General features: G+C 71.0%; 11 protein-coding genes. 2 read left to right on the plus strand and 9 right to left on the minus strand.

Annotation, left to right across the window (positions count from 1 at the left end):
- Positions 1 to 687 (minus strand): cytochrome c oxidase subunit I (locus WH85_RS18870; RefSeq protein WP_045743229.1); only part of this gene is annotated, 687 nt, incomplete at its 3' end.
- A gap of 151 nt (positions 688 to 838) precedes the next feature.
- The gene (locus tag WH85_RS18875) at positions 839 to 1,945 is read right to left on the minus strand and encodes an FAD-dependent monooxygenase (RefSeq protein WP_045743230.1); all 1,107 of its coding nucleotides are present in this window, start codon (positions 1,943 to 1,945) and stop codon (positions 839 to 841) included.
- A gap of 141 nt (positions 1,946 to 2,086) precedes the next feature.
- On the opposite strand from WH85_RS18875, the gene WH85_RS18880 reads away from it, so the two are divergent.
- Complete coding sequence (locus WH85_RS18880; protein ID WP_045743305.1) at positions 2,087 to 2,485, plus strand: VOC family protein; 399 nt, start codon at positions 2,087 to 2,089, stop codon at positions 2,483 to 2,485.
- A 238-nt stretch (positions 2,486 to 2,723) separates the two neighbouring features.
- Here WH85_RS18880 and WH85_RS18885 read toward each other — a convergent pair whose 3' ends face one another.
- The 5 genes from WH85_RS18885 to WH85_RS18905 all read right to left on the minus strand — a co-directional run bounded on the left by WH85_RS18885 (position 2,724) and on the right by WH85_RS18905 (position 11,151).
- Positions 2,724 to 3,413 carry a helix-turn-helix domain-containing protein gene (locus tag WH85_RS18885; protein WP_045743231.1) on the minus strand — a complete coding sequence of 230 codons (690 nt, stop codon included), beginning with the start codon at positions 3,411 to 3,413 and terminating at the stop codon, positions 2,724 to 2,726.
- Positions 3,414 to 3,526: 113 nt separating this feature from the next.
- Positions 3,527 to 3,997 carry a MarR family winged helix-turn-helix transcriptional regulator gene (locus tag WH85_RS18890; RefSeq protein ID WP_045743232.1) on the minus strand — a complete coding sequence of 157 codons (471 nt, stop codon included), beginning with the start codon at positions 3,995 to 3,997 and terminating at the stop codon, positions 3,527 to 3,529.
- Between the two features lie 301 nt (positions 3,998 to 4,298).
- On the minus strand, positions 4,299 to 4,688 hold the full coding sequence (locus WH85_RS18895; RefSeq protein ID WP_045743233.1) for a cupin domain-containing protein: 390 nt from the start codon (positions 4,686 to 4,688) through the stop codon (positions 4,299 to 4,301).
- A 19-nt stretch (positions 4,689 to 4,707) separates the two neighbouring features.
- Positions 4,708 to 6,714, minus strand: coding sequence for a sensor domain-containing phosphodiesterase (locus WH85_RS52990; protein WP_045743234.1), 2,007 nt, complete (start codon positions 6,712 to 6,714; stop codon positions 4,708 to 4,710).
- A gap of 330 nt (positions 6,715 to 7,044) precedes the next feature.
- Positions 7,045 to 11,151, minus strand: a complete 4,107-nt coding sequence (locus WH85_RS18905) for an AAA domain-containing protein (RefSeq protein WP_083449092.1) — start codon at positions 11,149 to 11,151, stop codon at positions 7,045 to 7,047.
- Between the two features lie 145 nt (positions 11,152 to 11,296).
- On the opposite strand from WH85_RS18905, the gene WH85_RS18910 reads away from it, so the two are divergent.
- Complete coding sequence (locus tag WH85_RS18910) at positions 11,297 to 12,172, plus strand: hypothetical protein (RefSeq protein WP_169792464.1); 876 nt, start codon at positions 11,297 to 11,299, stop codon at positions 12,170 to 12,172.
- A 45-nt stretch (positions 12,173 to 12,217) separates the two neighbouring features.
- Here WH85_RS18910 and WH85_RS18915 read toward each other — a convergent pair whose 3' ends face one another.
- On the minus strand, positions 12,218 to 13,018 hold the full coding sequence (locus WH85_RS18915; protein WP_045743236.1) for an SDR family NAD(P)-dependent oxidoreductase: 801 nt from the start codon (positions 13,016 to 13,018) through the stop codon (positions 12,218 to 12,220).
- A gap of 47 nt (positions 13,019 to 13,065) precedes the next feature.
- The gene (locus tag WH85_RS18920) at positions 13,066 to 13,734 is read right to left on the minus strand and encodes a hypothetical protein (protein WP_045743237.1); all 669 of its coding nucleotides are present in this window, start codon (positions 13,732 to 13,734) and stop codon (positions 13,066 to 13,068) included.
- Between the last annotated feature and the right edge of the window lie 81 nt (positions 13,735 to 13,815).

Consider the following 13,815-nt stretch of genomic DNA (forward strand, 5'->3'; position numbering starts at 1 on the left):
GAACAGCGCGGCGGCCAGGAACGGGAAGATCAGGATCGCCAGCAGCGCGGTGACCAGCATGTTCCAGGTGAAGATCGGCATCCGGAACATCGTCATGCCAGGCGCGCGCAGGGTCAGGATCGTGGTGATCAGGTTGACCGAGCCGAGGATCGTGCCGAGACCGGAGAGGGCCAGGCCGACCACCCACATGTTTCCGCCGATACCCGGCGAGTGCAGGCTGTTGCTGAGCGGCGTGTACGCGAACCAGCCGAAGTCGGCCGCACCACCCGGGGTGGCGAAACCACCGATGGTGATCAGACCACCGAAGAGGTAGAGCCAGTAGGCGAAGGCGTTCAGCCGGGGGAACGACACGTCCGGCGCGCCGATCTGGATCGGCACCAGGTAGTTGCCGAATGCGAACACGATCGGTGTCGCGAAGAACAGCAGCATGATCGTGCCGTGCATGGTGAACAGCTGGTTGTACTGCTCCGCGGAGAGGAGCTGCATGCCCGGCCGGGCCAGCTCCGCACGCATGAGCAGGGCCATCAGGCCGCCCAGCATGTAGAACACGAAGGCCGTGATCATGTACATGATCCCGATCTGCTTCGCATCCGTCGTGCGCAGGATCCGGGCGAATGCCGAACCCTTGACCTGCCGTCGCACCGGATAGGGTCTGGTCGCGATCGGCGACGGCGCAACGGTCGTCACGAATTGCCTCCGTTGTTCTCGTTCGTCCCTAGAGCCGTACGCCCCTCGACCGAACACCGAAGATCAGGCGTACTCCGCTGGCAGAATAGTCCTCCACCGACCTTCGGCCTGCGCGGGGTGACCCAAGGACCTCCGTGGAGGGTCCGTCCCGTCAGACTCCGGTGACGAGTTCCCGATAGTGATCGGTGAAGATGCGGAGGCCACGGCGCCGCAACATGGGGTCACGCAACGACGGCGGAACGTCCCGGGTCCGATCGCGTTCCCGGGTCCGATCGCGGACCTCGTTGCACCGGGGACGCCGTCGATCCTCGAACGCCCGCAACGCCGACGGGATGTCGTCCTTGGCGTTGCGAAGCTCCTGGCCGAGCACCCAACCGTCCTCGAAGGACATGGCCGCACCCTGCGCCAACGTCGGCGCGGTCGCGTGCGCCGCGTCACCGACCAGCACCACCGGACCGGTCGACCAGGACGGCAGCAGCACCTCGTCGGTCCGCGCCACCTGCACCTTCTCGATCTTCTCGAGGATGGCCGGAACGGGACCTCCGTAACCGGAGAAGAGGTCACGCAGACGGTCGATCGGATCCTGCGGGTCGGGACTCTCCGGCGCGGTCTCGTCGGCGTAGCAGTAGAGCTTGCGACCACCCATCGGCATCGCGACGAACGACGAACGCCGGCCGAGGACCGCGGTCCAGTCCGTCAGCGGCGGGCCGCCGGTGACGACCGCGCGGTAGACGATCTGACCGGTCGGGACGGCCGGGCCACCCAGTCCCGCGAAGGACCGGATCGTGGACCGGCGGCCGTCGGCGCCGACGACGAGGTCATACTCCCCCACGACGCCGGTGCCGAACTCGACCTTGGCGGCACCCTCGACGATCTCAAGGCCGGTCACCTCGGTGTCGTAGCGGACCTCGCCGCCGACCCCCGTGAGCAGCACCTGCTGCAGATCACCGCGGGACAGCACCCGGGACTCGCCGACCCCGGCCCACAGCGCCGCGACGTCCATCTCGAACAGTTGCCGGCCGCGCATGTCGAGGAAGACCTGGCGGAAGATGAGGTCACCGAGCGGGCGCAGCGGGACATCCAGCCCGAGCAGGCGCAACGCCCGTGCGGCGTTGCCCGGGAGATAGATGCCGGCGCCCGGAACCGTGGTGGCGGGCAGAGCCTCCACCACCTCCGGCCGGAACCCGGCGATACGCAGCCCCCGGGCCGCCGCCAGACCGGCCGTGCCGGCGCCCACCACGAGAATGCGCAAGCTCATCGCACCTGTGCCTTCTTGTCGATATGTACGCGTCGGAGCCAAGAGACTACCCCCCGCCATCACCGCGGGGAAACACCCGCGATCCGGCCGAGGTCCGATTTGTTCAAGACACCGGACCTCACGAGCCGTAGCGTCCGGTGCATGACCACTGTTCTCAACGCCTTCGGCCTGTCCGTCGCCGACATGGCCACCTCGCTGGGCTTTTACCGTCTCCTCGGCCTGAAGTTCGAGGACGGTGCCGACGATGCCCCGCACACCGAGATCACTCTCAGCGGTGGCGTCCGTCTCATGTGGGACACCCACGCCACACTCGCGTCCTTCGACCCGGGGTTCACCCCACCGGGGCCGCACGGCGCCCGGATCAGCCTGGCCTTCGAGTGCGGGAGCCCGGCCGAGGTGGACGAGACCCATCGCCGCCTGATCGAAGCCGGGCACACCAGCGAACGGAAGCCGTGGGACGCGCCGTGGGGACAGCGTTACGCCGTCGTACTCGACCCGGACGGCAACGGCGTCGACCTCTACGCCACCCTGCCCGCCTGACCATCTCACCCACACCGCCCCGCCCGCCTGACCGGCTCAGTGCACGCCGCCCCGCCCGCCTGACGGCTCAGTGCACGCCGCCCCGCCCACTGACCTGTTCACGGCACACCACCCCGTCTGCTTGACCGCTCAGTGCACGCCGCCCCGCCGACCCGACCAGCAACCACCCGGCACCGATCAACGCCATGGTGTACGGCCGGAGCACAGCACCCGGCCGGCACGACACTGTGGCGTCTGGTCAGGCTGGGGTCGGGGTGGGACGGGTGCCGACCAGCTCGCCCAGTGGCACGCCGGCCAGCGCCCGCACCTCGCGGGCGAGGTGGGGCTGGTCGGCGTAGCCCGTCTCGGCTGCCACCTCGGCGAACGCCCGGCCGGCACGGGCCAGCGCGACCGCACGCCGCATCCGGAAGATCCGGTGCAGGGTCTTGGGCGGGTAGCCGAACGAGGTGACGCTGCGACGGCGCAACTGCCGTTCGCTGAGTCCACTGCCGTCGGCGATCTCGGTCACCGGCAGCGCGGACCGGGCGCCGTCGGCGAGTGCCACCATCGCCCGGTCCGGCGGCTGGAACCGGCGGGCGGCCGCGGACTCCAGCGCGGACGCCGGATCGTCGGACTCGGCGACCCGGCGAACCTCGGCCGCCGGCCAGATGCCCTCCAACGGGACCCGGCGGTCGACCAGCTCGGAGGCCGGGACGCCGAGCACGCCCGGACCGGTGCCGGCCCCGAACCGCAGGGCGGCGAACCGGTCGCCCGGCGCTGGGCCGGCGAGCTGGGCGGTGGTGTCCGGGCCGGCAACGAAGACGGCCCCCTCGTGCCAGATCAGATCGAGGCAGCCGTCCGGCAGGATCCGCCGGACGCCACCGGACTGCGGTGTCACGCTGCGCCAGGCGACCACGTGTGGCAGCGAGGAAGGCCCTTCGGTGTACATGGGAACACCCAACCACCGGGGTACGACATTCTCCGGCGCGCGAACGGACCTCGACGGTCTCAAACGCGGACGGATCTCGACGGTCTCAGACGCGCGGACGGATCTCGACGGTCTCAGACGCGCGGACGGACCTCGAGCGGCGTTTCGAGGAGCGCCTCGGCGACCTTGGTCAGCTGCCGGACCTGCGTCCCGGTGAGACGGTCGAAGACCAGCTGCTGAACGGCCTCGGCGTGCCCGGGTGCGGCGGCCACCACCTTGGCCCAGCCGTCGTCGGTGAGCACCGCGATCTGCACGCGGCCGTCCTCCGGGTCGCGTTCGCGGCGGACCCAGCCGCGCTCCTCGAGGCGGGCCGCGACGTGCGAGAGACGGGACAGCGAGGAGCTGGCCCGTTTCGCGAGTTTACTCATCGGGAGTCGACGATCCGGCTGCTCGGACAACGTCATCAGCACCAGGTAAGCCACGTGTGTGAGACCGGCGTCGCGCTGCAGTTGCGCCTCCAGGGCGGCCGGCACCTTGACGAGCACCTCGACGACCTGCCGCCAGGCGTGTTGCTGCTCCTCGGTCAACCAGCGCGGTTCGTCCATGATGGAAGGTTAGTGGCGGCCCGCGGAATCGACGCGAACGGGCCGTCCAGCCCTCGCATCGATCGACTTACGTGGAAGTAGGCGGGTACGCTGTGCGGGGACTTTCACCCCGACACGGCGCCGGAACCGGCTGGCTGGGGGGCCTCGGCCGGTTCCGGCGTCGTGACAAAGGGCTTCCCCGCCATGGCAGGAACCGGCTCCGCCGTGACAGGAACCGGCCCCGCCGTGACAGGAACCGGCTCCGCCGTGACAGGAACCGGCCCCGCCATGGCAGGAACCGGCCCCGCGACGGGGAGCGCCGTCACTGCGACGGCGGCTCGTCCTTGCCGGCCTCCTCGGCCGCGTCGCCGGCCTCCTTCGTCTTGTGCACCGCGCCGTCGGCGTGCTCCGGCGGGCCGTAGATCGTGTAGAGGACCAGCGGGTTCGGCCCGTCGTTGACGAAGTTGTGCTTGTGCCCGGCCGGGACGACGACCAGGTCACCCTGGGCGACCTTGCGCTTGGCGCCGGAGACGGTCGCGGTGCCGACGCCGCTGACGAAGGTGAGGATCTGGTCCACCTCGTGGACCTCCTCGCCGATCTCACCGCCCGGCGGGATCGTCATGATCACGAGTTGGGTGTGCTTACCGGTCCACAGGACGCGTCGGAAGTCGGGGTTCTGCTCCGCGACGGTGGCAATCGTGAAGTGCTCCATACCGCGGACGTTACCCACGTCAGGGGCTTTGCAACCGGTCCGGCAGCACCGGGGACGGGCGCCCGATGAGATATCCCTGGACATAGTCGACACCGAGTTCGCGCAGCATCCGCAAGGTCGGCTCATCCTGGACGAACTCGGCCACGGTATGGATGCCGTACGCCTGGCAGACCTGCACCAGGGCCCGGACCAGGACCTGGTCCTGCGGGTTGGCGACCAGGTCGACGACGTACTCGCCGTCGATCTTGACGAGGTCGATCGGGAAGAGGCGCAGGTAGCGGAACGACGCGTAGCCCGAGCCGAAGTCGTCGAGCGCCAGGCCGCAGCCCAGATCGCGGATCCGGTCGGCGAACCGGCGGGCCTCGCTCAGGTTGCCGATCAGCGCGGTCTCGGTGATCTCGAAGGTGAGCTGTTCCGGATTGACCTGGTAACGCTGCAGCAGCTTCTCCACCTCGGCGGTGAGCCGCGGGTCGCCGACCGAGCGGCCGGAGAGGTTGATCTGCAGGCACAGGCCGGGCTGTTCGGCGGCGAGCCGCATGGCCCGCTCCACCACCCAGAGGTCGATGTCGTAGACGGCGTCCAGCCGTTCGGCGGCGTCCAGCACCTGGGTCGGCGACTGCGGCCCGTCGCTCTCGTCGAGCACCCGCAGCAGGAGTTCGTGCCGGGTGACCCGGTTGGTCTGCAGTTCCAGGATCGGCTGCGACCAGAGGGTGAACCGGTCGGTACCGAGGGCGTCGGCGACCCGGGTGCGGTAGGAGCCCTGCCGGTCACGGACCGGGACCGGGTGGGCGATCCGGGTCAGTGGGCGGCCGGTCTCCCGGGACTGCCGCCAGGCCTGCTCGGCGTCGATCAACAGGCCGTGGCTGCCGGCTTCGGCGTCGCGTTCGAAGCGGACCAGGCCGCCCCAGCAACGGGCCTCGGTCTGCTCCTCGAGGACCTCCATCAGGACCTGCGCGTACTCCTTGGCGGCCGGCCAGCCGGCGCCGGCGAGCAGCACCGCGATCTCGTTGGGGCCGACCCGGCCGAGCAGGTGTTCCGGGCTGACCTTGCCCTCCAGCAGCCGGGCCGCGCGGCGCAGCAGGGCGGCGTTGCGTTCCAGCCGCGACATGTCGGCGACGCCGGAGGGACGCGACACCTCAGCGATACCGGAAGAGGCGGCATCAGAGACAGCGGCGTCGGAGGCGACGGCTCCGGAGGAAGCGACGGCTCCGGAGGAAGCGACGTCGGAGGCGCCGACTTCAGAGGAAGAGACGACGGCCCCGGAGGAGGAAACGGCGGCTTCGGAGGAAGAGGCGGCGCCGGAGGAGGACTGGACCCGGACCACCAGCAGGGCGCCACCAGCACCGCGCAGCGCCCGGTCCACCTCGTCGGCGAACCGCTCCCGGGTGAGCAGGCCGGTCGCCGGGTCGGACTCGACCAGCGACACCTGCACGGTCTCGCCGCGGCGGGTGAGGCGGGTGTGTTCGCGGCGGGCCCGTTCACGGTCGGACACGTCGAACACCGTGCCGCGGATGCCGCGGACCGTCCCGTCCGGGCTCTTCACCGGGTCGAGCCGGCAGTCGACGTCGAACCAGCCACCGTCGGCGCGCATCAGCCGGACCGTGGTGCGTACGGCGTCCTGGCTGGTCCAGACGTCGGTGATGGCGCCGAGCGCCTTGGCGTGGTCGTCGCGGTGCACGTACCGGGCGAGCAGCTGGCGGGTCATCGTCTTCTCGGCCGGCGGGCGGCCGAGCATCGCGGACAGTTCGGCGGACCAGACGATCGTGTCGTCGGTCGCCGCGTAGGTGAACCAGGCGTCCCGCTCACCCGGGTCGGCCTCGGCGATATCGGCCGAGCCGGCCCCGGCGAGATCGGCCGAGTCAGCCGCCGCGAGATCGGCCGCGCCGGTCCCGGCAACACCGGCGAGATCGGCCGAGCCGACCCCGGCAACACCGGCGAGATCGGCGAGATCGGCGGGCTGGCGCGGCTCCGGCAGGGTGGCCGGTTTCGCCGGCGTGGCCCGTCTCCGTTTTTTGGGCACCGTCATCCGACGTCACCTCCCCCCTTGCGCACGACCGCTCCCCTTTGCCACCCAAGACCCCTCACCTATTACGACCCGTCACCGGGCCGCAGTAACAGTGGACGTAGGCGTCAAAGTTTTGACGTTTCCGCAGGCAAGGCCATGAGCTGGGAATTATCGCCCATCCAGAGCAGCGAAACAACCGAACGGATGACCTCGTTGCCCTACATTTCCGTCGAAATGCCGCCCTCGTTTCGATGACAGGCTGTCACTACGTGTATTTACTATGGAACCTTCCGCAATTCCCTACCCGAATCCCCTGAAGCGCATGCACGGCGCGTAAGGAAGCGAACGCAATCAGTCCTCACCGAGGTTCCCGTCGGAATCCCCGGCGAGGTCCCCGTCGAGATCCCCGCCGACCGGAGTGATCTCCAGCTCAGCGATCCGCTGCCACACCGGCCGCATCGCCGCCGCGGGCTCCCGGGCGAAGACACTGCCCCGGATCCGGACGAACACGCAGTTGCCGACCCGCTCCAGCACCGACTGCCGGCGGCTGTCACTCTCCCACTGGTCCGGCCCGGCCGCATCGGTGTCGCACTCGATCGCCAGCCGCCGGCCGTCCGGCGCGTTCAGCATGAAGTCGATCCGGTAACCACCGATCCGGAACTGCGGAACCGGACGGAAACCCCGATCGATCAGCATCCGCAGGACGGCCCGTTCGACGTCGCTCTCGCAGAGCAGCGCCGGGTCGGCCGGCATCGCCTCGGCGGGCAGGTCCGACGCGTACGCCAGCAGCAGCCCCCGGGCGTCGTCGGCGGCCAGCGATCCCGGCCGCACCGAGTGGAAGATCCACAGCTGGTCCCGGGCCCGGGACGCCGCCACGTTGATCCGCCGGTGGTAGTCGCGCTTGGTGAACGCGGCGATCCGCTGATCCTTCCCGGACACCACCATCGAGATCAGCACCACGTCCCGCTCGTCGCCCTGGAACGTGTACGCGTCACCCACCCGCAGCCGCCGGGCCTGGATCTCGTCCTCGCCGATCGTGTCACGCAGCCGGTCGAGCAGGTAGTTCGCCTGCCCGCTGCTGCTCAGCAGGCTGATCACGCCGAGGCTCTTCCCGTCGTACCGCGGATCGGCGACGATCTTGGTGACCTGCTCGACCAGGGCGTCCGCCTCGTCGGTGTTGACGTCGCCGAACCCGGGGACCGGCCGACGCACCCCGTTCTCGCAGAAGACCGTCCGGATCGGGGGCAGCGCCGGCCGGTCCGCCCGCAACGGCATGATCTTGCCGTCGTAGTAGTGCCGGGAGGAGAACTCCACGATCTGCGGCACGCTGCGGAAGTGCTCGGTGAGCAGGATCCGTTCCGGGGACCGGCGGACGGCGTGGTCGTACAGCGACGACTCCGGGTCGAAGTGCTCCGCGGACGGGACACCGGTCAGGTGCCGCTGGATCAGCGGGGTGACCGACCCGACGAACCCGAGCTGCGGGCCGATCTGCTGGTCGTCGCCGACCACCACGGCCCGTTCGGCGAGGGTGAGCACCGGCAGCGCGAACAGGTCGGCCTGGGACGCCTCGTCGACGATCACCACGTCGAACCGGGCGCCGGCGGCGAACTGCTCGATCGCCCGGTCCACCGACATGACCCAGACCGGCACCGCGGTCACCGCCGACTCCATCGCCCGCTGGGCGTGCGCCTGCCAGGCCGCCGCGCCCCGGCCGGTGCCCTTGCCGATCTTGCGGAGGGCGGTGGTCCAGTCGGCAAGCGCGGCGCGGCGCCGGTCGTCGAGTGCCCGGGCCACCTCCAGCCACGACGAGGCCACGACCAGTTCGCCGGTCAGCCGCCGGATCCGGGTCCGGGCCCGCTCCACCCGCCGGGCCAGCACCGCCGGGTCGACCTCGCCGACCACGTGATCGAACCAGGTCTGCGCCCGCCGCCACTCCCAGGCCTCCAGGCACGCCTGGCCGGAGACCACCGGATGCTCACCACCGGCGATCGCCGCCGCCCACTCCGGCGCGACCGGGGCCAGCCGGTCGTACGCCGCATGGAACCGCATCACGTCCGGCTGCAGCAGGACAAGCCGGCGCACCTCGCCGACCGCCTCGTCCCAGCCGTCCAGCTCCTGCCAGGCCTCGGCCAGCGCCGGCCAGGACGCCACCCGGGCGGCCACCGCCTGCTGCACCGCCTCCAGGTGTTCCCGGTCGAAGACCCCGGCGACACCCTCCAGCATCTCGGTGATCGCGGCCAGCGCCGCGGGCTCGAAGGACAGCTCCCGCTGCGGGGCCAGCACCGCGACCCGGGCGGCCAGCGGCGGCCAGCGGTTCAGGTCGAAGTCGAGCGACTGGCGGGCCTCGGCGAGCAGCCCACCGGCCCAGATCTCCGGGTCGCCCCAGCCGGATGCGGGTTCCGGCACGGACAGCCGGTCCACCCACTCCAGCCAGAGCTCACCGAGGCGGTGCCGGGCCTGCGAGCGGCGGACCGCGGCGACGGCCAGGTCGACGTCCTCGGGTGTGCGCAACGGTTCGCGGTCCACCCGGATCTCGTCGGCGACGCGGTGCAGGCCCGCCTGCAGCAACCGGTTCAGGCCGCGTCCCGCGGCGAACCGCTGACGGATCTCCGCGAGCCGGCCGAGCAGCAGTTTCGGCTCGGTGAGCAGGTGCTCCGGCGCGACGATGCCGTGCCCGCTCACCGTCCGGGTCAGTTCGGTCAGCTCCGCGTACAGCGCCTCGGTCGCGGTGACGTGGTCGTTCCACATGGTGCGCCAGTGCGGGTCGTCGAGCAGCCGGCCCAGCCGGTCGGTCCAGGTGCCCTCGCGACGGCGTACCCAGGCCAGGGCCTCCCGCAGGTCGGCGAGCAGATCCGCGATCCCGTCGCGGTGCTCACCGCGTACCCTCGAAAGATCGATGCCCTGGTCCGCCCAGCGTGCGAGGTCCGCGGAGATCCGGGTGATCCTCTCCCGCTGCGCGGTGGCGGTGGCGGCGTCCGGCAGATCGAAGATCTCCGGCATCGGCCGCATCGCGGCCACCCGGTCCTCCGGCCGCAGCCGGGCGGCCAGCTTGAGCAGCGTCGCGAAATCCTCGATGGTCAGCGGCGGCGGTCCGGTGACCGGGTCCGGGATGCCACCGTGTGCCGCGGCGCGCTCCCGCAGCCAGGCGCCGACCTCGGCGGGGAGAAGAGCGATACCACCTATCTGGTACGTGACCGCCTCGCTCTCGGCGATCATCCGCAGTCCCGCCAGTGCGGCGGCCAGTTCGCGTTCCGCCTCCTCGATCGCACGGGTCAACCGGTCCACCCGGCGCGTCTCGGCGTCGGCGTCCAGCGTGGCCGCGCGGTCGGACAGCTCACGGGCCGCCAGCTGCAGCTGCATCAGCTGATCGGTGGTCCGCCCGAGCACCGCCAGGCACAGCGGCCGGACCTCCTCGGGCAGACCGTCGCGGAGCACCCGCAGCGGCTCCTCCTTCTGCGCGACCACCAGCACCCGCTTGCCGTTGGCCATCAGATGGCAGATGAGGTTGCGGATCGTGTGCGTCTTGCCGGTGCCGGGCGGGCCCTGCACGGCGACGTTGCGGTGATGCGCGAGACGGCGGGCGATCGACTCCTGCGCCTCGTTGGTGGGCAGCGGCATCAGCAGACGCTCGCCGACCCGGTCCCAGGTCTCCGGACGGTCGTCCGGCATCCGCAGCCGGCTCGGCTCGTGCGCGACCACCGCGGCCAGCGCACCGACCGCGCCCACGTCGCCGGCCAGCCGGTCGCGCAGGTTCTCCAGGAAACCGCGCAACTGGCGCTGGCGGGGACGGGCGAACAGCACCGACGTGTCGCGGACGAACGCCGGAACGCCCTTGGCCGTCTCCCCCGGCGCCAGGACGACCCGGTCGAGACCCATCCGGGTCAGTGCCCGCTCGAAGAACTCGCGCCGCTCCAGGTCGCTCCACAGATCTGCCTCGACCGCGCCGCCCGGGCCGGTCAGCGCGACGAGCTGGCTCAGGTAACGCTCGTCCAGACCGGTCAGGGCGTCGGCCTGCAGGCGGGACGGGCCGGCCGGGGAGACCGTGATCAGGGTGCGGTCGGCGTCGTACTCGATCAGGACAGGCGTGGCGACCAGCGGGTAACGGATCGCGACCCCGTCGATCTCGGCCTCGAGCAGGCCGTGGCCCCAGACCAGTTCGGTGGTGGCGGCGGCCATGTCCAGCTGGTGCATCCGGTCGAAGAGCCGCCGGTGCAGTTCGCGGATCTGATCGGCGCCGGGCGCCACCGGATCGGGACGGCCGGCCCGCAACCAGGACGCGTCGTCCCCGCCCGGGCCGATCCGGCAGTCCGGGTGCTCCGGAAGGTCTCCCAGCCAGTGGGCGTCGAACGGTACGGTACGAGCCGGACGGTCGGTCTGTGCACGGACCGCGAGCAGGTAATCGGCAACCGCGACGGCCCGATCCCGGATCGTCGTGGGCGATTCCCGCTGCTCCGACATCTCCAGGAGTCTAGGACCTGACGTCGATCCCGTAACGGTGCGGACCGGCCTGTTTCACCGGGCGGCGTGTCGATGCCCGAGCCGATAGGGTGACGCGCGCTGATCTTGTATCGATGTATCTGGGGACCTCGTGAATCAGGGATGGGTGGAGTTGGACGGTAACGGGCACTACTGGCCGGCTCAACCACCCGCGGTGCCGCCGTCGTTCTACGCCATGCCCAACGATCCGCTGGTCAGCCCGGACTACAACGGCTGGTGGCAGCGCGGTCTGCACCTGCTGCGGCAGACCTGGAAACCGTCGCTGATCCTGCACGTGATCGTCGCCGTGCCCACGGTGGCCATGATGATCCCGGCCCAGCGGCGGGCCGAGGAACAGCAGGCCGCCGCCGAGCGGGGATTCGGCGCTGTCGACTCCGCGACGGTGGAGATGGGACCGTTCCTGATCGCCCTCGGCCTGGTGCTCGTCGTGGCCCTGATCTCCGCGCTGATCTACATGGTCGTCACGGTGGCCGCCGCCCGGATGGTGGTCCTCGCCGCCACCGGTCAGCCGGTGACCCTGGCGTCGGCGGTCCGCACCGGCCTGCGCCGGGCCCCGGCGATGCTCGGCTGGGGTCTGCTAGCCATCCCGATCTACCTCGTGGCGGCCCTGCTCTGCTTCTTCCCCGTCCTCTACGTCGGGGCCGCCCTCGCCGTGCTGCCCGTGGTGATCACCGTCGAGCGGGGTGCCGGGATCGGCCGCTCGTTCCAGCTGTTCCACGCCGACTTCGGCGCCGCCCTGGCCCGGATCGCCACCCTCGGTGGCATCGGGCTGGCGTTCGGCCTGGTCTACACGGTCATCACCGCGATCCTCCAGGCCGCCCTGCCGGACCTGGCCGCGACGGTGGCGATCGCGTTCGGCGACGGCATCGTCTACGCGCTCGGCGGGGTGCTGTTCACGCCGTTCCTGGTCGCGGCGTACGCGGACATGCGCGCCCGCCGCGAGCCGTTCTCCACCGCCTACCTGATGACACCGCCTACCTGATACGACACCGCCTACCTGATACGACACCGCCTACCTGATGACGCCTCACCAGCCGGCCGGCTGAGCCTCCTCCGGGTCCCGCCCGGTCGCCGACCGCCCGCCGTCGACCGGGACGACCGCGCCGTTCACGAAACCCGCGGCCCCGGAGAGCAGGAACGCGACCACTTCGGCGACCTCGTCGGTGCGGCCCATCCGGCCGAGCGGCTGGAGCAGCCGGATCTCGGAGTCGAACCGGGCGCGGCCGTCCGGCGGGAGCGCCGCGCGGTACGCGTCCGAGCGTGCGGTGGCGATCGAGCCGAGGGACAGGGCGTTGACGCGTACCCCGGAGGGTCCGTAGTCGACGGCGAGCGCGCGGGTCAGTCCCTCGATCGCCGCCTTGGCGGTGGCGTAGGCGAGCGCGCCCCGGACCGGGCGCTGTGCCTGGTGCGACGAGATGTTGACGATCGCGCCGCCGCCGCGGAGGTGGCGCACGGCTGTGGCGCAGCCGGTCAGCACCGGGGCCAGGTTGGCGTCGATCAGCGCGGCGACCGCGGCCGGGTCATCGTGCAGGCTCGCGTCCCGGAAGATCGCGGCGTTGTTGACCCAGCCGCGCAGGGGCGCCACGGCGGCTGCCGCCGCGGCGGCCCGGTCGGCCACCTCGGGGTCGGCGGCGTCACCGACCACCGGGACGAGACGGCCGGCCGCCGGATGACCGTCGAGCCAGTCGAGCGCCGCCGGATCGGTCTCGATGACCGCCACGACGTCGCCGTCGGCACCGCCCGGGTCCGGGTGCGGGCGGGCGAGGCGTTCGACGACGGCACGGCCGATGCCCCGGCCTCCGCCGGTCACCACGTACGAGACAGCCACGGGTTCCTCCGATCCGGATCGTGCGAGCCGGAGGAACCCTTCCCCGCTCAGGGGAACTGCATGCGCCGCGGGCGCGGGATCACCGGCGGCGGCAGCGGCAGGTCGTCGAGGTGACTCCAGTTGAGGGTGCCGTTGTCGGTCGACTTGATCTCGCCGATGCAGGCGCGGAGCAGACCCAGGTGGGGCGCCCCGGCGTAGCCCGCGATGACCACCTCGGGCCGGGGCGCGATCTGGGCGATGGCCGCGCAGATCTTGGCGACATCGCGTTCGTCGACCGCGTCGAGCGGGAGCGGCGACTCGACCGGCGAACGCCGCCAGGACGGGCCGAACCGGCGTAACAACTCGCGGGCGAGACGCCCGAAGGAGCGTCCGACCTCGGCGTCACGCATCGAGATCCGAGCGGACTGTCCGTAGCACCACGGGACCACGACATGGCCGTTGATCAGGACGAGCTGATAGACCGACTTCGGCACACTGATGATCTCCGCTCCCGGAAGGGTGCCGAGGAACAGGACGAGTTCCTCGTAGGGCAGCGCCCATCGCGGGTTTGCCAGGACACGCTCCACGGTCTGGGTCATGGCCGGGTGGGCGTGAACCTCGCGGTCGATCGCGGTGCTGAGTGCCTCCGGCACCCGGGTCCACAGCTCGTCGGCGATCTTGTCACCGAACTGCTCGATCAGCCATTCACTCGGACCGACGAGAACGTCTGGGCGCATTCCCCACCACCACCGTCCGTGTTTCTGACGTCACTGCTGGCTAGAAGAGTTGCACTTCCGATGATCGACTGGAAGAGGCTC

The sequence above is a fragment of the Actinoplanes rectilineatus genome, assembly GCF_000962825.1.
Lineage (GTDB): Bacteria > Actinomycetota > Actinomycetes > Mycobacteriales > Micromonosporaceae > Actinoplanes > Actinoplanes rectilineatus.

Coding starts and splice junctions, on each gene's coding strand:
- WH85_RS18875 (WP_045743230.1), bottom strand. CDS start 1,945: ATGAGCTTGCGCATTCTCGTGGTGGGCGCCGGCACGGCCGGTCTGGCG.
- WH85_RS18880 (WP_045743305.1), top strand. CDS start 2,087: ATGACCACTGTTCTCAACGCCTTCGGCCTGTCCGTCGCCGACATGGCC.
- WH85_RS18885 (WP_045743231.1), bottom strand. CDS start 3,413: ATGTACACCGAAGGGCCTTCCTCGCTGCCACACGTGGTCGCCTGGCGC.
- WH85_RS18890 (WP_045743232.1), bottom strand. CDS start 3,997: ATGGACGAACCGCGCTGGTTGACCGAGGAGCAGCAACACGCCTGGCGG.
- WH85_RS18895 (WP_045743233.1), bottom strand. CDS start 4,688: ATGGAGCACTTCACGATTGCCACCGTCGCGGAGCAGAACCCCGACTTC.
- WH85_RS52990 (WP_045743234.1), bottom strand. CDS start 6,714: ATGACGGTGCCCAAAAAACGGAGACGGGCCACGCCGGCGAAACCGGCC.
- WH85_RS18905 (WP_083449092.1), bottom strand. CDS start 11,151: ATGTCGGAGCAGCGGGAATCGCCCACGACGATCCGGGATCGGGCCGTC.
- WH85_RS18920 (WP_045743237.1), bottom strand. CDS start 13,734: ATGCGCCCAGACGTTCTCGTCGGTCCGAGTGAATGGCTGATCGAGCAG.